General features: G+C 66.0%; 27 protein-coding genes and 2 tRNA genes. 14 read left to right on the top strand and 15 right to left on the bottom strand.

Translation table 11 applies throughout. The features are described from left to right. Positions 1–31: 31 nt before the first annotated feature. Together U9J33_RS17435 and dut are read left to right on the top strand one after the other, a co-directional pair. Positions 32–1,510, top strand: coding sequence for a bifunctional phosphopantothenoylcysteine decarboxylase/phosphopantothenate synthase (locus U9J33_RS17435; protein ID WP_324697011.1), 1,479 nt, complete (start codon positions 32–34; stop codon positions 1,508–1,510). Next, positions 1,494–1,964 (top strand): dUTP diphosphatase, encoded by a 471-nt coding sequence (gene dut / locus U9J33_RS17430; RefSeq protein WP_324697009.1) that lies wholly within the window; start codon positions 1,494–1,496, stop codon positions 1,962–1,964. Before U9J33_RS17435 ends, dut begins: the two co-directional genes overlap by 17 nt. 6 nt (positions 1,965–1,970) lie before the next feature. On the opposite strand, the gene U9J33_RS17425 is transcribed toward dut, so the two are convergent. The 3 genes from U9J33_RS17425 to U9J33_RS17415 form a co-directional block, all read right to left on the bottom strand. Beyond that, entirely contained in the window at positions 1,971–2,147 is a 177-nt protein-coding gene (locus U9J33_RS17425) for a hypothetical protein (protein ID WP_324697007.1), read from the bottom strand. A gap of 7 nt (positions 2,148–2,154) precedes the next feature. After that, positions 2,155–2,334: a hypothetical protein gene (locus tag U9J33_RS17420; protein ID WP_185998543.1), complete on the bottom strand. Its 180-nt coding sequence runs from the start codon at positions 2,332–2,334 to the stop codon at positions 2,155–2,157. Positions 2,335–2,481: 147 nt separating this feature from the next. Next, positions 2,482–3,153 (bottom strand): DUF4136 domain-containing protein, encoded by a 672-nt coding sequence (locus U9J33_RS17415; protein ID WP_185998544.1) that lies wholly within the window; start codon positions 3,151–3,153, stop codon positions 2,482–2,484. 203 nt (positions 3,154–3,356) lie between these two features. Here U9J33_RS17415 and U9J33_RS17410 point away from each other — a divergent pair, with 203 nt between their 5' ends. Further along, positions 3,357–4,037, top strand: coding sequence for an MOSC domain-containing protein (locus U9J33_RS17410; RefSeq protein WP_324697004.1), 681 nt, complete (start codon positions 3,357–3,359; stop codon positions 4,035–4,037). A 46-nt stretch (positions 4,038–4,083) separates the two neighbouring features. Here U9J33_RS17410 and trpS read toward each other — a convergent pair whose 3' ends face one another. The 3 genes from trpS to secB all read right to left on the bottom strand — a co-directional run bounded on the left by trpS (position 4,084) and on the right by secB (position 7,541). Continuing rightward, the gene (gene trpS / locus U9J33_RS17405; protein WP_054439443.1) at positions 4,084–5,100 is read right to left on the bottom strand and encodes a tryptophan--tRNA ligase; all 1,017 of its coding nucleotides are present in this window, start codon (positions 5,098–5,100) and stop codon (positions 4,084–4,086) included. Positions 5,101–5,297: 197 nt separating this feature from the next. Next, positions 5,298–6,869 (bottom strand): murein biosynthesis integral membrane protein MurJ, encoded by a 1,572-nt coding sequence (murJ, locus tag U9J33_RS17400; protein ID WP_054439445.1) that lies wholly within the window; start codon positions 6,867–6,869, stop codon positions 5,298–5,300. Positions 6,870–7,028: 159 nt separating this feature from the next. Beyond that, positions 7,029–7,541, bottom strand: a complete 513-nt coding sequence (gene secB, locus U9J33_RS17395; RefSeq protein WP_054439447.1) for a protein-export chaperone SecB — start codon at positions 7,539–7,541, stop codon at positions 7,029–7,031. 330 nt (positions 7,542–7,871) lie between these two features. Between secB and U9J33_RS17390 the strand changes: the two genes are divergently transcribed. From U9J33_RS17390 to U9J33_RS17380, 3 genes are all read left to right on the top strand, one after another. After that, positions 7,872–8,570 (top strand): Tim44/TimA family putative adaptor protein, encoded by a 699-nt coding sequence (locus U9J33_RS17390; protein ID WP_054439449.1) that lies wholly within the window; start codon positions 7,872–7,874, stop codon positions 8,568–8,570. Positions 8,571–8,721: 151 nt separating this feature from the next. Continuing rightward, a complete protein-coding gene (locus U9J33_RS17385; protein WP_324697001.1) occupies positions 8,722–9,972 on the top strand; it encodes a murein transglycosylase A in 1,251 nt (416 codons plus the stop codon). A 7-nt stretch (positions 9,973–9,979) separates the two neighbouring features. Then, positions 9,980–10,555, top strand: a complete 576-nt coding sequence (locus U9J33_RS17380) for a Smr/MutS family protein (RefSeq protein ID WP_324696999.1) — start codon at positions 9,980–9,982, stop codon at positions 10,553–10,555. Positions 10,556–10,680: 125 nt separating this feature from the next. Here the strand turns inward: U9J33_RS17380 and ahpF are convergent, their stop codons facing one another. Next, positions 10,681–12,270: an alkyl hydroperoxide reductase subunit F gene (gene ahpF / locus U9J33_RS17375; protein WP_324696997.1), complete on the bottom strand. Its 1,590-nt coding sequence runs from the start codon at positions 12,268–12,270 to the stop codon at positions 10,681–10,683. Positions 12,271–12,417: 147 nt separating this feature from the next. Further along, positions 12,418–12,984 (bottom strand): alkyl hydroperoxide reductase subunit C, encoded by a 567-nt coding sequence (gene ahpC / locus U9J33_RS17370; protein ID WP_054439453.1) that lies wholly within the window; start codon positions 12,982–12,984, stop codon positions 12,418–12,420. A gap of 198 nt (positions 12,985–13,182) precedes the next feature. Between ahpC and U9J33_RS17365 the strand changes: the two genes are divergently transcribed. Both U9J33_RS17365 and U9J33_RS17360 read left to right on the top strand, forming a co-directional pair. After that, complete coding sequence (locus U9J33_RS17365) at positions 13,183–13,557, top strand: hypothetical protein (protein ID WP_185998549.1); 375 nt, start codon at positions 13,183–13,185, stop codon at positions 13,555–13,557. A gap of 245 nt (positions 13,558–13,802) precedes the next feature. Then, positions 13,803–15,368: a sulfatase-like hydrolase/transferase gene (locus U9J33_RS17360; protein WP_324696994.1), complete on the top strand. Its 1,566-nt coding sequence runs from the start codon at positions 13,803–13,805 to the stop codon at positions 15,366–15,368. An 18-nt stretch (positions 15,369–15,386) separates the two neighbouring features. On the opposite strand, the gene aroC is transcribed toward U9J33_RS17360, so the two are convergent. Next, complete coding sequence (aroC, locus tag U9J33_RS17355) at positions 15,387–16,454, bottom strand: chorismate synthase (RefSeq protein WP_054439460.1); 1,068 nt, start codon at positions 16,452–16,454, stop codon at positions 15,387–15,389. A gap of 181 nt (positions 16,455–16,635) precedes the next feature. Here aroC and U9J33_RS17350 point away from each other — a divergent pair, with 181 nt between their 5' ends. Genes U9J33_RS17350 through U9J33_RS17335 form a run of 4 tightly spaced genes read left to right on the top strand, consistent with a single transcriptional unit; the run spans position 16,636 to position 18,419 of the window. Then, positions 16,636–16,941, top strand: a complete 306-nt coding sequence (locus U9J33_RS17350) for an antibiotic biosynthesis monooxygenase family protein (RefSeq protein WP_054439462.1) — start codon at positions 16,636–16,638, stop codon at positions 16,939–16,941. 4 nt (positions 16,942–16,945) lie between these two features. Beyond that, entirely contained in the window at positions 16,946–17,293 is a 348-nt protein-coding gene (locus U9J33_RS17345) for an ArsC family reductase (RefSeq protein WP_324696991.1), read from the top strand. Between the two features lie 47 nt (positions 17,294–17,340). Continuing rightward, positions 17,341–17,907 (top strand): nicotinamide riboside transporter PnuC, encoded by a 567-nt coding sequence (gene pnuC / locus U9J33_RS17340; protein ID WP_054439466.1) that lies wholly within the window; start codon positions 17,341–17,343, stop codon positions 17,905–17,907. Further along, complete coding sequence (locus U9J33_RS17335; RefSeq protein WP_324696988.1) at positions 17,904–18,419, top strand: ATP-binding protein; 516 nt, start codon at positions 17,904–17,906, stop codon at positions 18,417–18,419. The genes pnuC and U9J33_RS17335 overlap by 4 nt, the downstream gene beginning before the upstream one ends. 37 nt (positions 18,420–18,456) lie before the next feature. On the opposite strand, the gene ubiG is transcribed toward U9J33_RS17335, so the two are convergent. Further along, positions 18,457–19,206, bottom strand: a complete 750-nt coding sequence (ubiG, locus tag U9J33_RS17330) for a bifunctional 2-polyprenyl-6-hydroxyphenol methylase/3-demethylubiquinol 3-O-methyltransferase UbiG (RefSeq protein ID WP_054439467.1) — start codon at positions 19,204–19,206, stop codon at positions 18,457–18,459. Positions 19,207–19,289: 83 nt separating this feature from the next. Here ubiG and U9J33_RS17325 point away from each other — a divergent pair, with 83 nt between their 5' ends. After that, complete coding sequence (locus U9J33_RS17325; protein ID WP_054439468.1) at positions 19,290–20,549, top strand: aspartate kinase; 1,260 nt, start codon at positions 19,290–19,292, stop codon at positions 20,547–20,549. Positions 20,550–20,605: 56 nt separating this feature from the next. On the opposite strand, the gene U9J33_RS17320 is transcribed toward U9J33_RS17325, so the two are convergent. The 5 genes from U9J33_RS17320 to U9J33_RS17300 form a co-directional block, all read right to left on the bottom strand. Further along, positions 20,606–20,695 (bottom strand): hypothetical protein, encoded by a 90-nt coding sequence (locus tag U9J33_RS17320; protein ID WP_324699082.1) that lies wholly within the window; start codon positions 20,693–20,695, stop codon positions 20,606–20,608. A gap of 53 nt (positions 20,696–20,748) precedes the next feature. Further along, complete coding sequence (locus U9J33_RS17315; protein WP_324696986.1) at positions 20,749–22,044, bottom strand: acetyl-CoA hydrolase/transferase family protein; 1,296 nt, start codon at positions 22,042–22,044, stop codon at positions 20,749–20,751. Positions 22,045–22,175: 131 nt separating this feature from the next. Then, positions 22,176–24,401 (bottom strand): tetratricopeptide repeat protein, encoded by a 2,226-nt coding sequence (locus U9J33_RS17310; RefSeq protein ID WP_324696984.1) that lies wholly within the window; start codon positions 24,399–24,401, stop codon positions 22,176–22,178. 129 nt (positions 24,402–24,530) lie between these two features. After that, positions 24,531–24,605 (bottom strand) — tRNA-Gly (locus U9J33_RS17305). Between the two features lie 46 nt (positions 24,606–24,651). Continuing rightward, a tRNA-Gly gene (locus tag U9J33_RS17300) sits at positions 24,652–24,726 on the bottom strand. Positions 24,727–24,950: 224 nt separating this feature from the next. Here U9J33_RS17300 and U9J33_RS17295 point away from each other — a divergent pair. After that, positions 24,951–25,853: a tetratricopeptide repeat protein gene (locus U9J33_RS17295; protein ID WP_324699081.1), complete on the top strand. Its 903-nt coding sequence runs from the start codon at positions 24,951–24,953 to the stop codon at positions 25,851–25,853.

The following is a 25,853-nucleotide window of genomic DNA, read 5'->3' as shown; positions in this document are numbered from 1 at the left end:
GCTTCCGCGCCCTGTTGCAAAAGCCCGGGGCATGAGTGGACCCCGTATCCTTCTGGTCGTCGGCGGCGGTATCGCGGCCTACAAATCCTGCGAACTCGTTCGGCACATCCGCAAGGAAGGCGGCGAAGTGACCTGCGTCCTCACCGAGGGCGGGGCGCACTTCGTCACCCCGATGGCGCTTGCCGCGCTGTCCGAGAAACCGGTCTACACGACGCTCTGGGATCTCAGGAACGAGGCCGAGATGGGCCATATCCAGCTCAGCCGCGAAGCGGACCTCGTGGTCGTCTGTCCGGCAACGGCGGACCTCATGGCAAGGATGGCGGCCGGCATTGCCGACGATCTGGCGACGACGATGCTCCTTGCCACCGACAAGCCGGTCATGGCGGTCCCGGCCATGAACGTGCGGATGTGGCAGCACGCCGCCACGACCCGCAACGTGCAAGTCCTGCGCGATGCCGGGGTGGACGTGATGGAGCCCGACGAAGGCACCATGGCCTGCGGCGAATATGGCCCCGGCCGTCTGCCGGACCCGCTTGCGATCTGGCAGCGGATCGCCTGGGCGCTCGGCCTTGGCCCCGTCGAAGTGGCACCGCTGCCCGGTGCGGATTTTTCCGCGTGGCAGCCGCAATTCGGTACGCCGGAACCGGAGGATGACGCCGAAGGGAACCGCCTCGGCGGCCTTACCGGCGGGATGATCTCGCGGGGGCGTTCCGGCGCAAGGCAGGCGATCACCTTCGGCCACGAGGATCTTGGCTTCACGCCCGAAGAAGCCGCTCTGGCCGCCCGCAAGGGCGAGGCGCGCGCCGCACCCGCGACTGATCCCGATGCGCTGGACGAGCAGGCTGCCCCGTCTTCGCCGGCTCCCGGCCCGCTGACCGGAAAGCACGTTCTCATCACCGCCGGCCCCACCTGGGAGCCGATCGATCCGGTGCGCTACATTGCCAATCGCTCTTCCGGGAAGCAGGGTTTTGCCATTGCCGCCGCCGCGGCGGAGGCGGGTGCGCGCGTCACGCTCGTTGCCGGGCCGGTGCACCTGCCGACGCCCGCCGGAGTCGATCGCATCGACGTGGAAAGCGCCTTGCAGATGGCCGAGGCGGTGAAGCATGCATTGCCCGCCGATATCGCGGTGATGGTCGCAGCGGTGGCGGACTGGCGGGTCGCCCACAGTGCGGACCAGAAGCTCAAGAAGCGCGGCTCGGCGCCGCCGGCGCTGCTGCTCACCGAAAATCCCGACATCCTTGCCACTGTCGCGACCGGGCCGAACCGGCCGCCGCTGGTGATCGGCTTTGCCGCGGAAACGCAGGATGTCATTCGCTACGCCACCGAAAAGCGCAAACGCAAGGGTGCCGACTGGATCATCGCCAACGACGTGTCGGGCGATGTCATGGGCGGCGATGCCAATGCGGTCCACATCGTGCGCGCCGACGATGTGATAAGCCTTCCGGAAATGCCCAAGGAGGATGTCGCGCGCATCCTCGTCGAAAGGTTCGCCGATGCACTCCCCCAATGACGTCCCGGTTCCCGTCAAGATCCTGCCCCACGGCGAAGGGCTGGCCTTGCCCGCCTATGCCACCGACGGTGCGGCGGGCATGGATGTGGTTTCGGCCGAGGACGTGACGCTGGCTCCGGGCGGGCGCCATGCGGTTGCCACGGGCCTTGCGATGGCGATCCCGCCGGGCTTCGAGATTCAGGTCCGGCCGCGTTCCGGCCTTGCGCTCAAGCACGGGATTTCGGTGCCGAATTCGCCCGGCACGATTGATTCCGACTATCGTGGTGAACTCAAGGTCATCCTCATCAACCACGGTGCGCAGGCATTCGAGATCCGGCGGGGAGACCGCGTGGCGCAGCTCGTTCTCGCGCCGGTCACGCGGGCGGCATGGCTGACGGTGGATGAACTGGAAGCGACCGAGCGCGGCGAGGGCGGCTTCGGTTCCACCGGCGGAGTTGTTGCCCTGGGGAGTTGAGGAGGCTCAGCCGGCCCGGAAGGCGCCAAGCCACCAGAGCAGCACCAGAACGACACCGAGAGCGACCAGAGCCACGGTGAGGCAGCCCTTCCAGCCGGATCGGCGCCTTATCTCGTCGGAGGCGAGGTCTGCCGCGCCTTCGACGGCGCCGCCCGCCAGATCGGCGAGTATGTCATGGAGCATGACGGCTTCAGTCCTTGCGGTCGATGCGGGCGCGTTTCTCGCGGCGGCGCCTGAGCGAATACCAGCCCACGCCCCCGATCCCGACGAGCGCCGCGAGAGCTTTCGCGACGGCCGAGAAAGCCGCCGAGAGCGCGCCCACGGTCACGCCCCAGAAGAGCTGTGACATGATGGCCATGAAGGTGTTCATCGGGGGCAGGCATCCTTGTGGGGATTGCGCGGGTCAACCGCCTGGAGGCAATTACGAGCCGCCCCGGTATAAAGAAAGGACGGGCCCGCAATATTTCAGCGGACCCGTCCCTCGGTGCCTCCCTCTTTGCAGGGGGAGCCTGTCAGTTCACTTCTTTTCGGGCGCTACGGTGATGCGCACGGTCTCGCCGGAGTTGCCGGGGAAATCGGTAAACATCGATTCGACCAGGTTCGGGACGAGATATTGCAGGCGGTTGGACGTCGACACGGCTTCGGCCTTGCCTTCGAAGAGGCGCTGGTTGTCTACCGCGCGGTCGATCTTGAGGGTGATGCCGCTGGTGTAGATGGTGTAGGAATCCACGCCGCCGTCGAAGAACGGATCATACCAGCCATAGCGCCACGGCCCGCCCCAGCCCATTCCACGGCCGTAGAAGCCGCGGCCATAGAAGCCGCCGCCGTACCACGGACCCCATGCGCCGCCGGCGCCCATGGTCGAGCGCACGCGTTCGCGGCCGTTGTCCACGCCGTAATCGAAGCGCACGATAAGGGTTGCCGAAGCAGGATCGGAAGCCGGAGCATAGCCCAGCTTCTGCATGCGGTCCGCCACGAGGCGGGAATAGGTCGCGAATTCAAGCCCGCCCGCGAGCTTGGGATCGTCGGCCACGACCACGAACGATTGTCCGGCAGGCGCCGGAAGCTGGGTCTGGAAGCGCGAAACGTCCGCCTTGAAGGGCGTTGCGCAGGCGGCGAGGGCCATCAGCAGGACGGCTACGGCAGCGAGCCTCAGCCTTCCGAGATGGGTTCCGGGATTATCTGTCATCGGTTTCACTCCACGAACCTGACAGGCCCGAAACGCCCTTCCCAAGCGTGGCCTGTGATTCCTTGCGACTCTGCCTTAATATCAATGCCCTGAATAGCGGTTGAATGGAGGCAGGGCGGCGATGAAGTGTTTGCCGCGGGGCTGCGCCATTCAGTCGTGAGTCATGGCCTGAGATCAGATTCGTCATGTAGGAAGTCCCCAGGATGTTGACCAGTTCCCTCGCAGCAGAATCCTTTGCGATTCTATCGGTTCAGCGCGGAAAAGTGCAGCCATTTCGCGGCCCTGAAGAGCCCAGCGCGATCGGCAAGGTGCCTGCGGACGGGGCGGTGAGGGTCCACCGGCTCGGGCTGGAGGGTGACGAGCAGGCCGATCTTTCCGTTCACGGCGGGCCGGACAAGGCGATTCATCACTATCCTCACGATCACTATGCCTTCTGGCGCGACTCGATCGGGGCGCATCCGCTGCTTTCGGATTTCGGCGCGTTCGGCGAGAATATCGCGACCGAGGGGCTGACCGAGGACATGATCTGCGTGGGCGACCGCTGGCGGCTGGGCACGGCGCTCGTCGAAGTCAGCCAGGGCCGCCAGCCGTGCTGGAAGCTGGACCATCGGTTTGACGGCGCGCCGGTCAACGCCGGGGTGGTGAGGTCGCGCCGGGCCGGGTGGTACTATCGGGTGCTGGAAGAGGGTGAGGTTGCCGCCGGGGACCGGATGGTGCTGGAAGAGCGGCCCTGGCCCGAATGGACGGTACGCCGCGTGTTCGGGCTGCTGATCGCGGGCGATCACAAGAAGGATCGCGAAAGCCTGGAAGCGCTGGGCGAGGTTGCCACGCTTGCCGCGCCGTGGATCCGGCGGCGGGCGAAGTTGCTGGGACTGGACGCGTGAACATGCCGTCGTCCGCGATGCGGGACGACGGCATGATGTTCGCCGCTCAGCGCACCAGGCCGAGCGCCTCGTAAGCCTTCTCCAGCGTCGGCACCGCCAGGGCGCGGGCCTTTTCCGAACCCTTGCGCAGGATCGCGTCCAGCGAGTCCCGGTCGCCGCGCAGTTCGACGAAGCGGGCGTTGATCGGCGCCAGCTTCTCGACCAGCAGTTCGCCCAGCGCCGGCTTGAACTTGCCGAAGCCCTCGCCGCCGAAGTCCGAGAGAACCGCCTCGACCGTGGTGCCGGCCATCACCGCATAGATGCCCACGAGGTTGCGGGCCTCGGCGCGGCCTTCGAGGCCTTCCTTCTCAGAAGGCAGCGGCTCGGGGTCGGTCTTGGCCTTCTTGACCTTCTGCATGATCGTGTCGGCATCGTCGGTAAGGTTGATGCGCGCCATGTCCGAAGGGTCCGACTTGCTCATCTTCGACGAACCGTCGCGCAGGCTCATGATACGTGCCGCTTCGGGCGGGATGATCGGTTCGGGCAGGGTGAACACCGGCGCGTCCTCGGCCGCGAAGTCGTTGTTGAACTTCTGCGCGATGTCGCGGGCGAGTTCGAGGTGCTGCTTCTGGTCTTCGCCCACGGGAACGTGAGTGGCCTGGTAGAGCAGCACGTCGGCGGCCTGGAGCACCGGGTAGGTGAACAGGGCGACCGAGGCGCCTTCGCGGTTCTTGCCGGCCTTGTCCTTCCACTGGGTCATGCGGTTCAGCCAGCCCATGCGGGCGGTGCCGTTGAGCAGCCATTGCAGTTCGGCGTGCTGGGGCACCTGGGTCTGGTTGAACAGGATCGAGCGATCGGGATCGACGCCGCAGGCGACCAGCGCGGCCACCATCTCGCGCGTGTTGGCCGAAAGCGTGGCCGGATCGTGCGGCATCGAGATGGCGTGGAGGTCGGCCAGGAAATAGAGGCTGTCACCGCCCTGCGCGGCGACATCGTCCTGCATCTTCACCCAATTGCGGATCGCACCGAGATAGTTGCCGAGATGCAGGTTGCCGGTTGGCTGGATGCCGGAGACGATACGCATGGACGCGTCCTTCGCGATTGTGAGTTTTCAGGGATGTCGTGGGTGCGCCGGGTAAGGCGCGGATGCAGGTGGGGTCAGCGCGCGGTGCGCGTGGTCGCCCGCCATCGCCACGAACGGCGACGGGTTTCGGCAGACTTCGGGTGCGAAAGGTCCTGCATGGGCCGGGCTCATAGCATAGTCGCACACGGATGGAAGCCTCAGGAAGCCGGGCGGCGGCGGCGCAGGAGCGCGAGATCGTCGCGGGTGAAGGCGCCGGTCACCACGGTTGCGAGCGCATAGACCACGCCGCCGGCCGAAACGAGCGCGGCAAGGGCGAGACCCCGCACCAGCCATGTCCCGTGGAGGTATGGGGTCAGCAGGTCCTGTCCGAACCACAGCACCACGCCCATCGCCACGGCGGCCAGCGCAAGGCGCGGGGCGCGGCGCTTGAGGCGGGCGTCGGACTGGAAATGGCCGCGCTTCACCAGGGTCCAGTAAAGCATGGCGACATTGGCGGTGGAGGCGATGGCGGTCGCCAGCGGCGGGCCCATGTGCTGGAGCGGCACGATCAGCGCGAGGTTGAGGACGAGGTTCACCACCATCGACATCATCGCGTAGCGCACCGGGGTCCGCGTGTCCTGCCGGGCGTAGAAGCCGGGGGTCAGCACTTTGACGAGGATGTAGCTGGGCAGGCCGACCGAGAAGGCGGCAAGCGCCTCGGCGGTGCGGGCGACGTCGTTCGCATCGAACTTGCCGTAGCCGAACAGGGCGGCGGCGATCGGCTGGCCGCAGACGATCAGCGCGACTGCGGCAGGCAGGGTGAGCAGCAGGGCGAGTTCCATGCCGCGGTTCTGCGTGTCCATCGCCGCGGCATGCTCGCCGCCGCCGAGCTGGCGCGAGATCGTGGGCAGCAGCACGGTGCCAAGGCCGATGCCGATCAGGCCGAGCGGAAGCTGGTTCAGCCGGTCCGCCATGTAGATGTAGGTTACCGAGCCGTGCGCCAGCAGCGAGGCCGCCAGCGCGGTCGAGATCACGAGGTTGATCTGCACCGCGCCTGCTCCGGCGGCGGCCGGCAGGATCAGTTTCATCAACTGCTTCACGTCGGCATTCCACACCGGCATGCGCAGGCGCATCGACACGCCGTTGGCGCGGCAGGCCCAGACCAGCCACAGCAGCTGCAAGGCGCCCGAAACCGAGACGCCGATCGCCTGGTTGCGCGCGGTCACCAGCGCATCTGCGGAGTGAAAGCCGAGCAGCGCGACGATCAGCGTCAGGTTCAGCAGGATCGGCGCGGCGGCGTTGACCCAGAACTTGTTCAGCGAATTGAGGATGCCGCCCAGCAGCGAGACGAGGCTGATGAGCGCGAGATAGGGGATCGTGAGCCGGCTCAGCTGCACGGCGAAGGCGAACTGGTCGTGACTGACGCCGTTGAACTTGCCCGAAAGCAGGAAAGTCACCGGCCAGGCGAAGACTTCCAGCACCAGCGTCATCGCCAGCAGCACCGGCAGCAGCACGGACAGCGCCTGCTCGGCAAAAGTGATCCCGGCGGGCAGGCCCGGCCCTTCCTTGTCGGCGACTTTCTGGTTGAACATCGGGATGAAGGCCGATGCGAAGGCGCCTTCGGCGAACAGCGCGCGGAACATGTTGGGCAGGCGGAAGGCGATCAGGAAGGCATCGGAGGCGAAGCCCGCACCGACGAAGCGGGCGAACAGGCTGTCGCGCACCAGTCCGAGTATGCGGCTGGCCAGAGTGAGACCGCCGACACTGGCCAGCGCCTTTGTGAGGTTCATGCCCTCGAACCCTTCATGAAGGTGCCGCCGGACCCGTCGATCGGGAATGAAGCGGCCGTCAGATACGCCAACGGCCCACGTCCCCCTTGGGGGGCGCGGGCCGATGTCGCAGGAATGCGCGCCATGCGCATTTCAGATTGCCGGTGTTCAGGCCGGCCGTCAGGCGTGGCCGACAGGCTCGCCCTGGGTGGCATCGGCCTGCTGCTGGGCCTGGAGCTGCTGGATGTAGAGACCGTTGAAATCGATCGGCTCAAGCATCAGCGGCGGGAAGCCGGCATCGCGCACGGCGTCGGCGATGACGCGGCGGGCGAAGGGGAACAGGATGCGCGGGGCTTCGGCGTAGAGGAACGCGTGCGCCTGGCCCTCGTCGAGGTTGCGCATGCCGAGCAGCGCGCAGTAGCTCAGCTCGACGGCGAATGCGGTGCCCTGCGGGCCCTTCGAGGCGCAGGTGATCTTCAGTTCGACTTCGTGCACTTCGGCGTCGATCGGGCGTGCGCCGATGTTGAACTGCACGTCGATCTGCGGCTGGTCCTGCCAGGTGAAGCTCTGCGGCGCGTTCGGATTCTCGACCGAGAGATCCTTGACGTACTGCGAGATGATACCGGCGGCGGGCGCGGAATCCTCGCCGTTGCCGAGGTTGATGTCGGAGATGACGTTGCCTTCGTCGGCCATTTGGTTCGTTCCCGTGCAAAGAATACGGATGAAAGTCTGGCCGCGCGCCTAAAGCATTTTGGCGGCCGGTGGAACACCCGAGCCGCCGTAAATTGTTCGAAATAACGGCGGGCGAAACGGCCCGGCGAAGGAACGGAACCGATTCGCCATGCGGGCGTTGATCGGTGACGGCGAACATATCGGCGAAAAAAGCCCAGATCCGCGTGCTCACGCGTTGTTCATTTGTAAACTGTACCTATCTGGGTCTATGATGACGCTCCTGGGCGGAAGAGGCAGCCAGCCTCCAGCCGCACTCCCCGAAGCGTCCAACACAAGGATGGACAAAGGAACGTGACACCGGAAATCGTGATCCTGGCCATGATCGCAGCCTTTCTTGGCCTGCGGCTCTATTCGGTACTCGGCCGCCGCGCCGAGCATGAGGAAGAGCCGATCCAGGGGCGCTTCGAAGGCCGCCAGGGCCAGCCCGGTGCGCCGCGCGTTTCCGCCCCCAAGGCAGACGGCAAGCCCGATGCCAAGGCGGACGAACGCGGTCGGGCCGGTCAGCCCCAGCGCCTGCGCGAAATGCCGCTGGCTCCGCCTTCGGTGGAACGCGGCCTCGCCGAGATTTCGAACGTGGATCGCCGCTTCGATGCCTATGCCTTCCTCGAAGGTGCACGCGGTGCCTATCGCCTGATTCTCGAATCGTTCTGGAAGGGCGACAAGGCCGAGCTTCGTGCACTTTGCGACGGTGACGTCTATGACAGCTTCGCAGCCGCGATCGACGCGCGCCTCGCCGCCGGCGAAACCATGGACAATCGCCTGATCCGTATCGAGGACGTGGCGATCATCTCGGCAGGTGTCGATAACGGCTATGCCCGGATCGCCCTGCGGTTCCGTTCGGATATCGCCGCCGTGACGCGGGACGCCGAAGGCCATGTCATCGCCGGTTCGCTTGACGATGCGATCGAGGCGGTGGACGTCTGGACGTTCAGCCGCGCACTCAACTCGTCCGGTCCGGACTGGCTGCTCGACGAAACCGACGCGGGTTGATCGACCCACCTGGTTGATTTCCAACGCATGATCTCTCAAGGATCGGAAGGCCGGGCCGAAAGGTCCGGCCTTGTTTTTGGCGGTGCTGTTGGCGGTCGTTATTCGCGGGGCCGCAAAGATTTTCGGGAGGTCGATCTTGCAGGAAGGGAGCATGTCGCGGCGGGAGCCGCGTTTTCGGGTGCGCCGTTTTTCTGCACTTGTCCTGCCGGCACTGCTGGCGGCCTGCGTGCAGGTGATCCCCGGTGAAGGCCCCAAGGGCGCTTCGCGTCCGCCGGTAAAGCCGCCGGTCCATCGCCCGGCTCCGAAGCCTCCCGCGCCGCCGCAACCTGGCAGTGCGATCCTGGCCGGGGTGAAGGCAGGCCCTTCGGTCTCCTCGCTGCCGCTCGGCGCTGCCGATGCCGCCGCCGCGCTTGCCTCGTTCCGTGAAAGCTGCCCGCGCGTCACCGTGCGTCAGGATGCCAGCGGGCTGACCCGCCCGGCCGACTGGCGGCAGGCCTGCGCCGCCGCCGCAAGCTGGGGCGCGAAGCCCGCCGCGCAGTTCTTCGCGAGCTATTTCGAAACCGCGCGCATCGGAGACGGCAAAAGCTTCGCCACCGGTTATTACGAACCCGAAATCGCCGGATCGCGGCTGCCGGTTCCGGGATATGCGGTGCCTGTCTATGCGATGCCGGGCGATCTCGTGCGGGCCAAGGCGGGTGACGCGGCGCCGACGTCAAACGGGCGCATGCCGCTGGGGCGCTACGACGGGAACGGACTGTTCGTGCCCTATTACGAACGCGCGGCGATCGAGCAGGGCGTGCTGGCGGGCAAGGGGCTGGAGATTGCCTGGGTCGCCGATCCGGTCGAATTCTTCTTCCTCCAGGTTCAGGGTTCCGGCCGATTGCGCGCGCCTGACGGCAGCGTGATGCGCATCGGCTATGCGGGGCAGAACGGCCTCCCCTACACCGGGATCGGCGGCGTCATGCGTGACCGGGGGCTGGTCGGCTCCGCGCCGGGGCAGTATTCCGGTTCGATGCAGGGCATCATCCAGTACATCCATGACAACCCGCGCGACGGTCAGGCGCTGATGCGCGAGAACAAATCCTGGGTGTTCTTCAAGGAGCTCAAGGGCGATGGACCGCTCGGCGCGCTGGGCGTGCCGGTTCGGGCCCATGCCTCGGTGGCCACCGATCCGCGATTCGTGCCGCTGGGTGCGCCTGTGTGGCTGCGGCTTGACCGGCGCGAGGCGACGGGATTGTGGGTCGCGCAGGATACCGGCGGCGCAATCAAGGGCGCCAATCGCTTCGATACCTTCTGGGGATCGGGTGAGCAGGCGCGCCTGACCGCCGGCGGCATGAGCGGACGTGGGGAGGCCCTGATCCTCGTTCCCAATGGCACGCTGGCGAGGCTCGGCGCGCGGTGACACCGGCATGAGACGGCCGGGACGGCGCCTCACGGCGGAAGAAGCGGAAATCTGGGCGCAAGTCGCGCGGACGGTGACGCCGCTCGAAAAACGCAGGCCCGTGCCCGTGGTGCCCGTTTCCGTGCCCAAGCCGGTCGTCGCGGTGACGGTGGGGGCGCCTGCGAAGAAGGTGAAGGGCCGTATTCCCGCGCCATTGCCGCCGCGCCCCGCGCCGGTGAAGGCGAAACCCGATGTACCCGTCAATCTGGACGGTTCGTGGGAAAAGCGCATTTCCAAGGGCACGCTTGCGCCTGATTTCAGCCTCGACCTTCACGGATCGAACCTCGATCAGGCCTATGTGCGGCTGATGCACGGCCTCATCCAGGCCAAGGCGATGGGCGCGCGGGTGGTGCTGATCGTCACCGGCAAGCCGCGTCCGGTGGATGCGGCGGATCGCGGCACCGCGCGGGGTGCCATCCGTGCCAAGATCACCGACTGGCTGGCCGCATGCGAACACGCGCACGACATCGTGGCGATCCGGGGGGCGCATCGCCGGCACGGCGGGCAGGGTGCGATCTACGTGGTGCTGAAGAAGCGCAAGTAGCGGCGATCCATCGATTCGCGGGTTCATCTCCGCGCCGATGCCGACTGCTCGGGACGCCGGGCACATGAAAACGGGCGGAAGTCCTGCGACTTTCCGCCCGTTTCATTTTTCGCGCTCGGGAAAGCTCAGGCAGCCTGGGCGATCTCTGCGGGAGCCTCGTTGCGGATCAGATAGTCGAACGCGGAAAGCGCCGCCTTCGAACCTTCGCCCATGGCGATGATGATCTGCTTGTAGGGCACCGTGGTCACGTCACCCGCCGCGAAGATACCGGGCAGGTTGGTGGCCGCCTTGTCGTCGATCACGATCTCGCCGCGGCTCGTGAGTTCGACACCGGAGTCCTTGAGCCATTCGGTGTTGGGCACCAGTCCGATCTGGACGAACACGCCCTCCAGCTCGACCTTGTGCTCCTCGCCGGTTTCGCGATCCTTGTAGACCAGCGCATTGACCTTGTCCCCGTCGCCTTCGACCTCGATGGTCTGGGCGCTGGTGAGGATCACCACGTTCTTCATCGACCTGAGCTTGTCGACCAGGACCTGGTCGGCGCGCAGCTTGCTGTCGAATTCGATCAGGGTGACGTGGCCGACGATGTTGGCCAGGTCGATCGCCGCTTCGACGCCGGAGTTGCCGCCGCCGATCACCGCCACGCGCTTGCCCTTGAACAGCGGGCCGTCGCAGTGCGGGCAATAGGCCACGCCCTTGTTCTTGTACTCGGCCTCACCCGGCACGCCCAGGTTCCGCCAGCGGGCGCCGGTGGTCAGCACGAGGCTGCGGGCCTTGAGCGAGGCGCCATTGGCGAAGACGACCTCGTGATAGCCGCCCAGTTCCTTCGCGGGGATCAGCTTTTCGGCGCGCTGGAGGTTCATCACGTCGATGTCGTATTCGGCGACGTGCGATTCCAGTGCGGCCGCCAGCTTGGGGCCCTCGGTATAGGGAACCGAGATGAAGTTCTCGATGCCCATGGTGTCCTGCACCTGACCGCCGAAACGTTCGGCGACCACGCCGGTCGAGAAGCCCTTGCGCGCGGTGTAGATCGCGGCCGAGGCTCCGGCGGGGCCGCCTCCGACGACCAGCACTTCGAAAGGCTTCTTGCCCGCGAGCACGGCAGCGGCCTTGGCATCGGCGCCGGTGTCGAGCTTGGCGAGGATTTCCTCGATGCTCATCTTGCCCGAACCCCACATCTTCCCGTTCAGGAAGACGGCGGGAACGGCCATGACGCCGCGTTCCTCGACTTCCGCCTGGAACGTGCCGCCCTCGATCAGGGTGGCGTTCACATGCGGGTTGTTGAGCGCGAGCAGGGTCAGCGCCTGCACGACGTCGGGGCAGTTGTGACAGGAGAGCGAGAAGTACATCTCGAACTCGTGCTCGCCCTCGATGGCGCGGGCGATTTCGAGCGCCTCGTCGGAAACCTTGGGCGGATGGCCGCCGGCCCAGAGCAGGGCCAGGACCAGCGAGGTGAATTCATGGCCGAGCGGGAGCCCTGCGAAGCGCACCCAGGCGCTGGCGTCGCTCGCGCGGCGGATGATGAAGCTGGGGCGACGCTTGTCGTCGCCGTCGAAAGTGGCGGTGACCTTGTCCGAGAGCGAGGCGATCACGGTCAGCAGCTCGCGGGTCTCGGTGGATTTCGCATCGTCGCCCAAAGAGGCGACGAGCTCGATCGGCTCGCGCAGCATGGCGAGATATTGCGAGAGCTGTTGCTTCAGGTTGGCGTCGAGCATGGTCTTTGCGTCCTTTGGAAATGCGTTGGGAAAAGGGGCGGCCGGGGCTTCGGTTCCGCGAGGCCGCGCCGTGAGGGCGCGGCACCGGGAGAGGGAAAGCCCCGGGCCGCGCACCTTCACGCGACCCTAAGGGTGTCGCGGGGTGTCTTAGAGCTTGCCGACGAGGTCGAGCGAGGGAGCAAGCGTTTCAGCGCCTTCTTCCCACTTGGCCGGGCAGACCTGGCCGGGGTGCTCGCGCCAGTACTTGGCAGCCTTGATCTTGCGGACGAGTTCGACCGCGTTGCGGCCCACGCCCTCGGGGGTGATTTCGACCAGCTGGATCACGCCGTCCGGATCGACGACGAAGGTGGCGCGGTCGGCCAGGCCAACGCCTTCGCGCAGAACGCCGAAGTTGTTGGTCAGCGCGTGGTTCTGGTCACCGAGGAACGCGTACTTGATCTTGCCGATCTTGTCCGAGGTGTCGTGCCAGGCCTTGTGGCTGAAGTGCGTGTCGGTCGAAACGCCGTAGACTTCGACGCCGAGGCCCTGGAGGGTTTCGTACTGCTCGCCGAGGTCTTCCAGTTCGGTGGGGCAGACGAAGGTGAAGTCAGCGGGGTAGAAGAAGAACACAGCCCACTTGCCGGCGATGTCTGCTTCGGTGACGTCGAAGAAGTCCTTGCCTGCCTGGAAAGCGGTGTTCTTGAACGGCTTGATCTGGCTGCCGACGATACCCATGGATATGATCTCCCTCGATTGGGTGTTGAAGTTCGAGGAGGGAGATAGGCTGCCCGTGTGACGTTGTGTAGGGCGTTGATCCGATTGCCTTGATCGGAATGACCGATCAGTTGCGGTGGACTGAACGTTTCTGCCGATAAAGCGCGCGGCACTGCGAAAACCCGTGCGGCGCTGCGGCAAATCGGGCAACAGCAGGCCATGAAAACGATACGACTTGCGCTGCTCCTGGCGGCCTGCGCGTCGCTGGGCGCCTGCGACTCATGGCCCACTTCGCTGGATAACCGCGCGCCCGAGGATGTGACGTTCCGCTATCACCATCGCCTTTACGATCAGTGGTCGGTCTGGGCGCCCGTCTCGCATGACCGCGCGGTGCTGCTCGCCCGCGAGCACCGCATGCGCGACATTTCCGGTCTGGAAATCACGCAAGGCGGGCTGACCTATCGCTACGCCGAAAACGCGCTGGCCCCGGTACACCGGTTCTGTGCCGGATCTGCGAGCTGTTCGCTCGTCTATCGGGGCGAAGGCAGGCTGGAAGCGCGGACAAAACCGCTGACGGACAGCCAGTTCCAGTAAACGGTGGGTCGCCGGGCGTTCGCAAAGGCGATATTCAGGGATTTTGCGCGAAAAGTCCGGAGTTTACCAATTCCACAACTTTGAACAGGATGTTACGAACCCCCAAGTGGGGGAATACGTAGGGCGGAATGTTCAAGGTCTTTCTTATAATCGTCTATCTGCTCTGCGATTATGAGTCTGTGGTAGAGCGTTTCAGTTCCGCGCCCGGGGCCGCGTTGCTGTTCGTTTTTGCGGCGCTCTATGCAATGCTTGCGGTGGGCCTGCTGGCTTCGGCTTTCATCGGACGGCACTCGGTGCGGATAGCGCTGGCGGCGCTGTTTGCAGCGGCATCGCACTTCCAGCTTTCGTTCGAATGGACGACGGCGGGGCCGATGACCTACCAGTCCTTCGTCAACCTCTACAACGCCGCCGGACAGATCGACCACGCCGTTGCCCAGCACAGTGCGACGATGGCGCGGGCGATGGGGGCGGCCTTGCTGCTGTTCCTGGGCGTGGCCCTGCCGCCCAGGCGGTGGCGGGTGCCGCTGCGCTGGGGCGTTCCGGTTCCGCTGCTGGCGCTCTGCGTGCTGGCGACCTTGCTGTTCGTTCGCGGCGGCGAGGGTTCCAGGGCCTTGCCGCCTGCCTATCCCTCGATCGCGTTCGCGGGGCTGATGGCCGGGGAAGCGATCGCTTCCGTGCCCAAGCCCCGCGCGGCGCCGGCCTTGCCGCGTCCCGATGCGCCGCTTGCGCAGGACATCGTGCTGATCGTGGACGAGAGCATCGCGGGCAATTACCTCGATATCGACAACCCGTCAGGCGTGCGCAGCGGCCTTGCCGAGGAGCGGGCGGGCCTGCGCATCACCAATTTCGGCTATGCCGCCGCGATCCACAAGTGCAGCGCCAATTCCAATGCCGTGCTGCGCTTCGGGGGAACGCCCGACACCTACCGGGAAGCGCTGGCCAGCTGGCCCTCGATCTGGAGCTATGCGAAAGCGGCCGGTCTTCGCACCGTCTACATCGACGGCCAGTCGAACGGCGGCCACCTCCAGAACATGATGACGGCGAAGGAGCGGCGGGAAATTGCCGAATTCGTGCAGTTCGACGGGGTGCCGGCGGCGGACCGGGACATGCGGATAGCCCAGGTTCTGGCCGCTCACGTCAATAACGGGCTCCGGGAATTCATCTATGTGAACAAGGTCGGCGCGCATTTCCCGATTGCCGACAAGTTTCCGGCGGGGAAAGCCCGATACCGTCCGATCCTGCCGCAAGGAGGCGGGACGCTGCTGTCCTGGACCAGCGACCGTGCAGGGTTCGGCGGCACGCCCGGCGAATGGGTCCGCTACCGCAATTCCTATCGCAACACCGTGGACTGGAACGTGGGCACATTCTTCGACCGGCTGCTGGCGGCGCCGGGGGTGGGGAATGCCGCGATCGTCTATACGTCCGACCATGGGCAGGACCTGCACGAACGGGGCAACCCCGGAAACAACACCCATTGCGGCGCCGAAAATGCAGCGCAGGAAGAGGGGCTGGTGCCGCTCGTGATTATCGGAAAGTCCGGGCCTTCCCGGCTGGACTGGTCACGCCATCTGGCCGCCAACCGCAACCGGTCGAGCGCGTTCCGCATCTTTCCCACGCTGCTCGTGCTGATGGGCTACGATCGCGATGCGCTTCGCCCCCGCTATGGCCTGCCGCTGGACGAGGCCGGGCACGACCGCTTCGCCTACAATGTCGACTTCGCCCCGCTGCTGGGAAAGCCGCCCGGCTTTCGCGACATGGACGTGGCCAGCGTGATTGCGCCGCCGCAGTCCGACTACACGGCGGCGAAGTGACGGGCGGACAGCCCGGCTTCAGCCACACTGTCCGCGGTGCAGAAGCTTGTGGTCCGCCAGCACCAGCGCCATCATCGCCTCGACCACGGGAACCCCGCGAATGCCGACGCAGGGGTCGTGACGCCCCTTGGTGAACAGCTCGGTCGCTTCGCCTTCGCGGTTGATCGTGGGCTGCGGCGTCAGGATCGAACTGGTCGGCTTGAAGGCCACGCGCACCAGCACCGGCTGGCCGGTGGAAATCCCGCCGGCAATGCCGCCCGCGTGATTGGCGCTGAATTCGGGGCCATTCGCGCCGGGGTGCATCGGGTCGGCGTTCTGCTCGCCGGTGAGGCGCGCGGCGGCGAAACCGTCGCCGATTTCCACGCCCTTTACCGCGTTGATGCCCATCATGGCGGCGGCAAGGTCTGCATCGAGCTTGCCGTAGAGCGGCGCGCCCCAGCCGGCGGGAACGCCGGTGGCGACACATTCCACCACCGCGCCCACCGAGGAACCGGCAAGGCGCGCATCGTCGACGATCTTCTCCCAGCGCTTCGCAGCCTCCGCGTCGGGGCAGAAGAACGGGTTGTTGCCGATCTCGGCCGCGTCGAAGTTCGCCATATCGATGGCATCGCCGCCGATCTCGGAGACATAGGCAAGGATCGTCGCTTCCGGGATCACCAGCCGTGCCACGCCGCCCGCCGCCACGCGGCTGGCGGTTTCGCGCGCGGAGCTGCGGCCGCCGCCGCGATAATCGCGGAAACCGTACTTGGCGTCATAGGCGTAGTCGGCATGGCCGGGGCGATAGGCCTTGGCGACCTCGGAATAGTCCTTCGAGCGCTGGTCCACGTTCTCGATCATCAGCGAGATCGGAGTGCCGGTGGTCTTGCCTTCGAACACGCCGGAAAGGATGCGGACCTGGTCCGGCTCCTGTCGCTGCGTGGTGAATTTCGACTGGCCGGGGCGCCGCGCGTCGAGGAAGGGCTGGATCACGCTCTCGTCGATGGCGAGGCCCGGCGGGCACCCGTCGACGACGGCGCCGATGGCCGGCCCATGGCTTTCGCCCCAGGTGGTGAAACGCAGCAGGCGTCCGAAGGTGTTCACGCTCATCCGGGCGCTTTGTCGCGCAAGCATCGGTTTGTCCAGCCTCGCGCGCGCGACAGAAGCATGCGCGCGGATCGTCCCGTTATGGGTGCATGACCGGAATTTCAGCGGAAGCGGTTGTTCCTGCGCTTGTCCGGCGCGAACGGTCGGCGCTAGGAGCGGTCAAAATTGAACAACAGGGTCTGCCATGTTTCTTGTCGTTTTCCGTAACCGCAAACGCACCGACATCGACGCGGAGGCCTATGTGGCCGACGCCGACCATATGGAAGTGCTTGCACGGCAGCAGCCGGGCTTCATCTCCTTCAAGAGCTACGTGAGCGACGACGGCGAAGTGATCGCGATGTCCGAATGGGATGACGAACCTTCCGCGCGCGGCTGGGCCCGCCATGCCGAACATATCGTCGTGCAAAAGCGCGGGCGGGAAGGCTACTACGAGAGCTACACCCTGTTCACCTGCGATTCGCCGCGGGTATCCCACTTCCGAAGGACGTGACGACGTGAGCCTCGAATTCTACGGCATCCCCAACTGCGACACCGTCAAGAAAGCGCGGAAGTGGCTTGAGGCACGAGGCGCAGACTACACCTTCCATGACTACAAGAAGGAAGGCGCGGATGCGGCCCTGCTTCAGAAGTGGGTGGCTCAGGTCGGTTGGGAAAAGCTGCTGAATCGGGCCGGGACTACTTTCCGGAAGCTGCCTGATGCCGACAAGGCCGATATCGATGCGGCCAGGGCGGTTGCGATCATGGCCGCCAATCCCAGCTGCATCAAGCGGCCGGTGGTCGAGCTTTCCGGCGGGTTGCTGGTCGGCTTCAAGGAATCCGAATGGGAAGCGGCGCTCGGCTGACGGCGCCGGCGCTCATGACCATCAGGCAGAACGGCTGAAGCATCGCGATGAATCCGATCGAATGGGCGGCGGCGGCACTGGGCCTTGCCAATATCGCGCTCCTCGTGCGGCGCAGCGTGTGGAATTACCCGTTCGGCATGGCCATGGTCGCGCTCTACTTCCTGGTGTTCTGGGATGCGAAACTTTACGGCGAGGCAGGGCTGCAGGTCTTCTTCTTTGCCGCGCAGATCTGGGGCTGGGTGCTGTGGGTGCGCGCGGGCGGCGGTGAAAGCCGGGTGCCGGTGCGCCGCCTGGGGAATTTTGCGCGGCTGCTCTGGGTGATGGGAACGGCCGCGCTCGCGCTCAACCTCGGCTGGGTGATGCACAAGTTCACCGACGCCTCGCTGCCTTATGCGGATTCCGCCATTGCCGGAGCCAGCATCGCCGCGCAGATCCTGCTCGGTTTCCGCCGTATCGAGAACTGGGTGCTGTGGATCGCGATCGACGTGGCTTCGATCGGGGTCTACCTCTACAAGGAATTGTGGCCGACAGCCGCGCTCTACGTGGTGTTGCTGGCGATGTCGGTGCTGGGCCTGCGCGAATGGATCGCGGCGGAGAAAGCCGAAGCCGCATGATCACCGTTTGCCTCCACGGCGCGGAAAGCACCGGCAAGTCGGTGCTGGCCGAGCGGCTGGGCTATCCCTGGGTGCCGGAATACGGCCGCATGTATTGCGAGGAAAACGGCACGGACCTGACGATGGCGGACCTTTTCGCCATTGCCGAGGGACAGGCCGAGGCAAACCGAAAGGCCATGGCGGCCCGCCCTCCTGTGCTCCTGTTCGACACCGATCAGCTCATGACCGCCGCATGGGCGCAGATGTTGTTCGGGGAAGTGCCGGATGTGCTTTTTCGCTATCCCAAGGCGGACCATTACCTTCTGTTCGCGCCGGACGTTCCGTGGCGGGACGATGGCACGCGGTTCTTCGGCTCGGACGAGAGGCGCGCGCATTTTGCCGCCCTGGCGGAGGAGATGCTGGTGCGGGCCGGGGTGCCGTTCTCGCGGATCGGCGGTTCGTGGCAGGAGCGCGAGGCGCAGGCCCGGGCGGTTATCGAGGGCATAGGAAAGCCTGACGCGCGCCCTTGGTAGCAACAGGGTGCAGGGGCGATGGCCCCTGCCTGATTCCTTATTTCTTCCGCGCCGTGGCAATGAAATTCAGCGACAGATCGTCCGACAGGTGCAGCCCCGCCGTCGGCGACCAGGCGATGCCTCTCGGCTCGCCGAGCACCAGCCCGGCGCCATCCGCAAGATCGCGCAATTCGTCGGGCGTGGCGAATTCCTTCCAGTCGTGCGTGCCGCGCGGGACTTTGCCCAGCCGTTCCGCCGCCTCGACCAGCAGCAGGCGCGAGGCCGGGGTGCGGTTGGGGCAGGAAAGGAACATCAGCCCGTCGTCCGCCAGCGCATCTGCGAGCTGGCCGATGAACAGTGCCTTGTCGGTAACGTGCTCGATCACTTCCAGCGAGCAGACGAGGTCGAAGCCGGAGAGGCCGAGCGCGCCCAGTTCACCGTGGCGATAATCGATGGGAAGCCCCATCGCCGCGGCGTGGGCGCTGGCCGCCGCGATGTTTTCGGCGGCCGCATCCACACCCGTCACCGCCGCGCCCAGACGGGCAAGGGGTTCGCACAGCAGGCCCGCGCCGCAGCCCGCGTCGAGCGCGCGTTTGCCCGAAAGCGGGCGCAGCATGCGCGAGTCGGTGGAGAAGTGCCGGTCGATCTCGGCGCGGATAAAGCCAAGGCGCACCGGGTTCAGCTTGTGCAGCATGGCCGAGGAACCCTTGGGATCCCACCATTCCGCCGCCAGCGAACCGAAGTGAGCAGCCTCTTTCGGATCGATTGTTGCGCGAGAAGGCGTGTTCGAAGCAGTTGCATTGTTCATCGCTCCCTCCTAACAGCGCGCCCGACTCTTATCCACACGCGCATCCTTTCTCTGCGCACAAACCGACGGGGAGCAGTGGCACCTTGGCACGTATCGTGATGAAATTCGGCGGCACTTCGATGGCCGGAACCGAGCGAATCCGGCGCGTGGCGGGCATTGTAAAACGCCAGCAGGAAGCGGGCCACGAAGTCGCCGTCGTCGTATCGGCCATGGCCGGCGAGACCGACCGCCTCGTGAACTTCTGCCGCGAAGCCAATGCCCTCTACGATCCGGCGGAATATGACGTGGTCGTCGCCGCGGGTGAACAGGTCACTTCGGGCCTGTTGGCGCTCACGCTTCAGGCGATGGGCTGCAAGGCGCGTTCGTGGCTCGGCTGGCAACTGCCGATCAAGACCGACGATGCCCACGCCAAGGCGCGCATCGAGGACTTCGATTCCGACGCCCTGCTGGCCTCGATGGCTGCCGGCGAGATTGCGGTGATCCCCGGTTTCCAGGGCGTTTCGCCCGATGGCCGCATCACCACGCTCGGCCGCGGCGGTTCGGATACCTCGGCGGTTGCCGTGGCGGCGGCGGTCAAGGCCGACCGCTGCGACATCTACACCGATGTCGACGGCGTCTACACCACCGACCCGCGTATCGTGGCCAAGGCGCGCAAGCTGCCGCTGGTCACTTATGAAGAAATGCTCGAACTGGCCTCTGTCGGTTCGAAGGTCCTGCAGACCCGCTCCGTCTCGCTGGCCATGAAGGAAAAGGTGCGCGTCCAGGTGCTGTCCTCGTTCATCGACGAGAACGCGCCCGCCGCCGATACCCTGCCCGGCACGATGATCGTGAGCGACGAAGAACTGGAAGGAAGCGACATGGAACGCCAGCTGATCACCGGCATCGCCGCCGACAAGAACGAAGCCAAGGTCACGCTGACCCGCGTGCCCGACCGTCCCGGCGCCGTGGCGGCAATCTTCGCGCCGCTCGCGGAATCGAACATCAACGTCGACATGATCATCCAGAACGTCGCCAAGGACAAGGGCGAGACCGACGTCACCTTCACGGTGCCGCAGGCCGACCTCGTTCGTGCGCAGGCGCTGCTGGAAGAGCGCAAGGAGACGATCGGCTACTACCGCATGATCGCCGACAGCAATGTCGCGAAGATCAGCGTCGTCGGTGTAGGCATGCGCAGCCACGCCGGTGTCGCCTCGACCATGTTCAAGACGCTGGCCGATCGCGGGATCAACATCATCGCCATCTCGACCAGCGAGATCAAGGTTTCGGTCCTGATCGACACGGACGAGACCGAACTGGCGGTGCGCGTGCTGCACACCGCATACGGGCTCGACGCTGCCGCCTGACCGGCCGCACAGATCGAACAGGAAAAGGCGGCGCGGCGAGCGCCGCCTTTTTCGTATCAGTCCTCGGCGCGGAGCTGGGCCAGCTCCAGCAGATGATCGCGCAAGTCGGCTGGCCATGGGGCGAGCGCTGCGGCCAGTTCCGCCAGCTTGCCAGCAAAGAGCAGCCGCGAGGCTTCCTCGAAACCGGGAAGATCGCCGCCTAGAGTCCTCTCGCCAATTCGTCGCGGAACTTCGGGTCCGCCAGTCCGATCAGCAATTCCGCCCGTTCGCGCAGGGTCTTGCCCCGCAAGTTGGCGGCGCCGTGTTCGGTGACGATCCAGTGCACATCGTTGCGCGGTGTCGTGACAGGGCCGTCCAGCTTCGGCACGATGCGGCTGACCGTGCCGCCTTGGGCGGTGGAGCGGCAGGCGATGATCGAGACGCCGCCTTTCGATGCGCTTGCACCGCGCACGAAGTCCAGCTGGCCACCTGCGGCGGAATATTGGCGGCCGCCCATGAATTCCGAATTGCAGGCGCCGTGCAGGTCGACCTGGATCGTTGCATTGACGGAGACGACATTGTCGTTGCGGGCGATCTCCGAAGCGTCGTTCACCACGTCCACCGGCAGCGAGTAGACTTGCGGATTGCCGTCCATCCAGCGGTAGAACGGCTCGTCGCCCATCGCGAAGGAATAGACGCTGCGGCCCGGATGCGTCGTCTTGAGGCGGTTGGAGACCGCGCCGGAGTGGACCAGTCCGGCCATGGCGGGGGTGAGCAGCTCGGTGTGGATGCCAAGATCGCGGCGGTCCTCGATACGGCGACAGACGGCGGCGGGGAGATTGCCGATGCCCATCTGCAGGCAGGCACCGTCGTCGATCATCTCGGCGATCAGGGCGGCGATGGCCTCGTCTTCGGGGGAGCCGGCCGCCGCGCCGAACGAAAGCAGCGGCACGTGATTCTCGACGATGGCCGAGACTTGCGAGACATGGAGCGGGGTCGAGCAGGCGACGCGCGGCATCGCCGGGTTCACCTCCACGATCACCGTCCTGGCGCAATGCGCGGCGACCGAGGTGTAATCGTTCGCGGCGCCGAAGCTGAAGAAGCCGTTCTCGTCCATCGGCGATACGGCAAGCACGCAGGCATCGAGTTCGATCTCGTCACGCAGCAGCCGGGGCGAGCCGCTGAAGGCGCATGGCACGAAGTCTATCAGCGCTTCGGCGGCGGGATCGGCCTTGATCAGCGCCCGCTCGACACCGCTCATGAACAGGCACCGGGGGCGGATGCGGGCAAGCAGTTCGCGGCGCAGGATCGTCGATCCGGAATGGACCTGCGAAAGCAGATACCAGACGCGCAAGTCGCTCAGCTTTCCCGCCTCGGCCCGGCGTGCAAGGGCGGCGAGGATCGCGGGTGGTTCGCCCACCGCCATGCCCATCGCCAGGTCGCTGTCGCTTTCGATGGCCATGACTGCCCGGTCGGCCGTCGTCAGCTTCGCCGCGTAGATTTGCCCAGCGTCCATGATCCCACTCTTTTTTGATATTATGCTTGCAGGATCGGGTGTGCCATTCGGCTCGCCGAAGGGGAAGGGGGGAGCTTGGCGCGCGCGCCAGGCGGAGATTTTCCGAAATGGCCGAAGCGCGGGCCTTCCCTTCACGGCACTTCGAAATGATCCGGTGCAAGCCCTGCCAGTCTTCGCCTGTGCATCTCCTCGAAGGCCGCCTCCACCCGCCGGGTATAGGAAACGGTGCGGAACAGCGGACTTGTGAGCCGGTTCGCGGCAAGGCGCTGGCGCAAGTGCCGCATCCCGCGCGGATCGTGCGCGAGCGCGAGGGCCGTGGCTTCGTAGGCGTCGCGGTCCGGCACGGCCAGTTCGGGCAGGCCCACCGCCCGCACGAGGCTTCCGGCAACCCGCGCGGCGAACTGGCGGCCGGGCATCGTCAGCACCGGCAATCCGCCCCAGAGCGCATCGCTTGCGGTCGTATGGGCGTTGACGGCGAAGGTATCGAGGAACAGGTCGGCCAGGGCGAGGCGGCCCAGATGTTCGCCATGCGGCACTCCGGCGGAGAACACCAGCCGCGTCGCATCGATGCCGCGCAGCCCGGCTTCGCGGCGCAGGTTTTCCTCGGCCCAGCGGTTGGAGCGCAGCAGCCAGAGCACGCTGCCTTCGACCTGATCGAGAAGGCGCATCCAGATATCGAACTCGCCCGGCCCGATCTTGTAGGTGTGGTTGAAGCAGCAGAACACGAAGCCGCGCTCCGGCAGGCCCCAGCCGGCGCGGCCTCTGCTGTCCGCCACGATCGAGCGGCGCTCGTCGTTGGCTTGATAGCAATGGGCCAGGCGCACGATCTTCTCCGTGAACCACGCTTCGCCGCCCGGAGGCACGGTTGCGGCATCGGCGATGAAGTAGTCCATGCAAGGGTGGCCGATGGTGCCGGGATAGCCCATGTAGCTGACCTGCACAGGGGCGAGGCGCCCGCCGAACATCGCGGTGCGGGTGCCGCGCGTGTAGCCCTTGAGGTCGACGGCGATGTCCAGCCCGTCCGCTCTTGCCAGCGCCGTGACCTCGGCGTCGGTCAGGTCGCCGATCTCGGTGAAGGCGTCGGCATGGCCGCGCAGGGCTATCCGCGAGGCGTCGCCATCGCAGCGGGGGCCGTAGCTGTAGAGGCGGATATCGAAGCGCGCCCGGTCATGCTCGCGGAACAGGCCGCTCATCAGGTACATCGTTGCATGGTCGTGAAAGTCCGCGGAGAAGTAGCCGACGCGGATTCGGCCGTCCGCCGCAGGGGGCGGTTCGGGCAGTGTCGCCGGGGGCGGTGCGAACTTCACGGCCGCGCAGGCGAGCGAGCGGCGGTACTGGTGCGCGGGGTCGTCCACGAAGGGCAGTGCCGCGAACGGCTGGACGGCTGCGGCCGAGGGGGCGTCGGTCAGCGCGAATTCGGTGCGGTTGCTCCAGTCGCAGATGTGGGCTTCCTCGAACAGGGCCTGGAGCAGCGCGGAGCGGTCGGCAGGATCGAGGTCCCAGCCCTTGCGGAAGGCGGCGATGGCGGCAGGCAGGTCGCCTTTCAGCACGAGCGCCTTGCCGCGATTGACGATGGCCTGCGTATTGCCGGGGTCGGCCTCCAGCGCGCTGTCATAGGCGCCCAGGGCATCGTCCAGGCGGCCCAGCAGCAGGAGTTCGCCGCCCATGTTGTTATAGGCTAGGGCATGGCCGGGCCGCAGCGCCACGGCGCGCCGGTAGGCCGAGACGGCCTCGGCGCGGGCGCCGCGCTTTGCGAGCAGGTTGCCGAGGTTGTAATGGGCCTCGGTATAGCCCGGATCGAGGGCGACGGTTTCGGCGAACTCCGCTTCGGCTTCCGCCGGGCGTTCCTGCGCGTCCAGCAGGTTCGCGAGATTGAAGCGCGCGTCGGCATAGCGGGGGTGGCGGGCGATCAGCTTGCGGTAGATGTCCTCGGCTTCGGAGAACCGGTTCTGGCGGCGCAAGGTGATGGCAAGGTTGTTCCAGCAGGCTGCCGCTTCGGGATCGGCCGCGATGGCGCGGCGGAATGCGGCTTCGGCGGCCGGAAGCACGCCGAGCGCGAGCAGCGCCGCGCCTTGCAGGTTGTGGACGGTGAAGCTCTGCGGAAAGGCCGCGGCGAGCCGGGCACCCTCACGCACCGCATCTTCGAGGCGGCCGGAGCGATAGGCGGATACCATCTGGTCGATTTCGGCGGGCGGCGGATCGGTGTTGGCAGCTTCGAGCGCAAGGAGCGCCGACCTTGCCCGGCCGTTGCGGGGAAAACGGTCCAGCGCCTCGCGGTAGAACGCCCGCGCCGCTTCCGTCTCGCCTCTTTTCGCCGCGCCTCTTGCCTTGATCAGCAGCGCTTCCAGTCCGCTCACGTTCCCCTCCGCGAAAGCCACGGCGAGATTAGGCGAACAGGGTTCACGGCGTATGAGCAGGCGAATCAGGACATCCACGAGGTGTGGATGCAGGTTCCTGGAATGTCTGGATTTTCCACCGAAGGAAACTGGAGCGGGCGAAGGGATTCGAACCCTCGACCCCAACCTTGGCAAGGTTGTGCTCTACCCCTGAGCTACGCCCGCTCTGGCGTTTGGAGACGTCCGGCGAACCGGAAATCCCTATGTGAACTGGAGCGGGCGAAGGGATTCGAACCCTCGACCCCAACCTTGGCAAGGTTGTGCTCTACCCCTGAGCTACGCCCGCTCTGACGTTCAAGACCTGCTGGAGTGTCCGGCAGGTCCGGGGTGGAGGCGCGCCACTAGCAGTGCCTTTTGGAGGCCGCAAGAGGAAAATCGAAAGAATTTTTCGAAGCATGACAGAACGACACCTAAACGGCACCTAACCGGACATGAACCCTTCACAAATCTGTCCCGAGAGACGATCTAGGGGGCCATTCGATTTTCACGGGAGCACATACCTTGGCCAGCATGGGTCTCAACCTCGACGAACAGAAGGCGGTCGACCGGTTCCGCAAGACAGTGGCCGAACCGTCGATGACGCAGCTGGTGATTCTCGATTTCTGGGCCGAATGGTGCGGGCCGTGCAAGGCGCTCACCCCGGTGCTGGAAAAAGTGGCGGCGGACTATGCCGACAAGGGCGTGATCCTTGCCAAGGTGAATGTCGATGAAGAGCAGTTCATCGCATCGCAGTTCCAGGTGCGTTCGATCCCGACGGTCTATGCGATCTTCCAGGGGCAACCGGTGGCGGACCTTACCAGTGCGCGCACCGAATCGCAGCTGAAGGCCACCCTCGACCAGCTGCTGTCGCAGTTGCCGGTCCAGCCGGGCGGGGCCGAGCCGCAGCACGATATCGCGCCGCTGATCGCCATGGGCGAGGAAGCGCTGGCGGAGGGTGACGGCGAGCGTGCCGCCGCGACCTTCATGCAGATCCTCGAACTCGCGCCTGAGAATGCCGAAGTGCTGGCCGGGTTCGTGCGCGCGCTGGTGCTGGCGGGCCGCATCGACGAGGCCGGGCAGGTGCTCGACAGTCTCGAAGGCGAACTTGCCGCCGATCCGCTGCTGGAACGCGCCCGCACCGCGCTGGCGCTGGCGAAGGACAAGCCCGAGGACAGCGAGCTTGCCGCATTGCGCGCCGCCGCTGCCGAGCGTCCCGCCGACATGGAGGCGCAGTTCGCTTTCGCCAATGCCGCATTCGCCGCCGGCGAACGCGATGCCGCGGCGGAGGTGCTGCTGCGCATGGTCGCCGCCGACCGCGAGTGGAACGAAGGCGCCGCCCGCGCCAAGCTGCTCCAGATCTTCGAGGTGACCGGCCTTGAGGACCCCTGGGTCTCCGCCACGCGCCGCAAGCTCTCCACCGTACTGTTCGGTTGA

It is taken from the genome of Novosphingobium sp. RL4, from assembly GCF_035658495.1.
Classification (GTDB): domain Bacteria; phylum Pseudomonadota; class Alphaproteobacteria; order Sphingomonadales; family Sphingomonadaceae; genus Novosphingobium.
This window is presented reverse-complemented; position numbering and strand designations above follow the sequence as displayed.

What these genes read in the sequence shown, in the direction of transcription:
- U9J33_RS17425 (WP_324697007.1), bottom strand. Translation starts at nt 2,147, where the DNA reads ATGCTCCATGACATACTCGCCGATCTGGCGGGCGGCGCCGTCGAAGGC.
- U9J33_RS17315 (WP_324696986.1), bottom strand. Translation starts at nt 22,044, where the DNA reads ATGGACGCTGGGCAAATCTACGCGGCGAAGCTGACGACGGCCGACCGG.
- U9J33_RS17335 (WP_324696988.1), top strand. Translation starts at nt 17,904, where the DNA reads ATGATCACCGTTTGCCTCCACGGCGCGGAAAGCACCGGCAAGTCGGTG.
- trpS (WP_054439443.1), bottom strand. Translation starts at nt 5,100, where the DNA reads ATGCGTATCGTCTCCGGCATCCAGCCAACCGGCAACCTGCATCTCGGC.
- U9J33_RS17360 (WP_324696994.1), top strand. Translation starts at nt 13,803, where the DNA reads ATGCTTGCGGTGGGCCTGCTGGCTTCGGCTTTCATCGGACGGCACTCG.
- U9J33_RS17365 (WP_185998549.1), top strand. Translation starts at nt 13,183, where the DNA reads ATGAAAACGATACGACTTGCGCTGCTCCTGGCGGCCTGCGCGTCGCTG.
- dut (WP_324697009.1), top strand. Translation starts at nt 1,494, where the DNA reads ATGCACTCCCCCAATGACGTCCCGGTTCCCGTCAAGATCCTGCCCCAC.
- U9J33_RS17385 (WP_324697001.1), top strand. Translation starts at nt 8,722, where the DNA reads ATGTCGCGGCGGGAGCCGCGTTTTCGGGTGCGCCGTTTTTCTGCACTT.
- U9J33_RS17420 (WP_185998543.1), bottom strand. Translation starts at nt 2,334, where the DNA reads ATGAACACCTTCATGGCCATCATGTCACAGCTCTTCTGGGGCGTGACC.
- U9J33_RS17435 (WP_324697011.1), top strand. Translation starts at nt 32, where the DNA reads ATGAGTGGACCCCGTATCCTTCTGGTCGTCGGCGGCGGTATCGCGGCC.
- murJ (WP_054439445.1), bottom strand. Translation starts at nt 6,869, where the DNA reads ATGAACCTCACAAAGGCGCTGGCCAGTGTCGGCGGTCTCACTCTGGCC.
- ahpC (WP_054439453.1), bottom strand. Translation starts at nt 12,984, where the DNA reads ATGGGTATCGTCGGCAGCCAGATCAAGCCGTTCAAGAACACCGCTTTC.
- U9J33_RS17410 (WP_324697004.1), top strand. Translation starts at nt 3,357, where the DNA reads ATGTTGACCAGTTCCCTCGCAGCAGAATCCTTTGCGATTCTATCGGTT.
- ahpF (WP_324696997.1), bottom strand. Translation starts at nt 12,270, where the DNA reads ATGCTCGACGCCAACCTGAAGCAACAGCTCTCGCAATATCTCGCCATG.
- ubiG (WP_054439467.1), bottom strand. Translation starts at nt 19,206, where the DNA reads ATGAACAATGCAACTGCTTCGAACACGCCTTCTCGCGCAACAATCGAT.
- aroC (WP_054439460.1), bottom strand. Translation starts at nt 16,454, where the DNA reads ATGAGCGTGAACACCTTCGGACGCCTGCTGCGTTTCACCACCTGGGGC.
- U9J33_RS17415 (WP_185998544.1), bottom strand. Translation starts at nt 3,153, where the DNA reads ATGACAGATAATCCCGGAACCCATCTCGGAAGGCTGAGGCTCGCTGCC.
- U9J33_RS17380 (WP_324696999.1), top strand. Translation starts at nt 9,980, where the DNA reads ATGAGACGGCCGGGACGGCGCCTCACGGCGGAAGAAGCGGAAATCTGG.
- U9J33_RS17350 (WP_054439462.1), top strand. Translation starts at nt 16,636, where the DNA reads ATGTTTCTTGTCGTTTTCCGTAACCGCAAACGCACCGACATCGACGCG.
- secB (WP_054439447.1), bottom strand. Translation starts at nt 7,541, where the DNA reads ATGGCCGACGAAGGCAACGTCATCTCCGACATCAACCTCGGCAACGGC.
- U9J33_RS17295 (WP_324699081.1), top strand. Translation starts at nt 24,951, where the DNA reads ATGGGTCTCAACCTCGACGAACAGAAGGCGGTCGACCGGTTCCGCAAG.
- pnuC (WP_054439466.1), top strand. Translation starts at nt 17,341, where the DNA reads ATGAATCCGATCGAATGGGCGGCGGCGGCACTGGGCCTTGCCAATATC.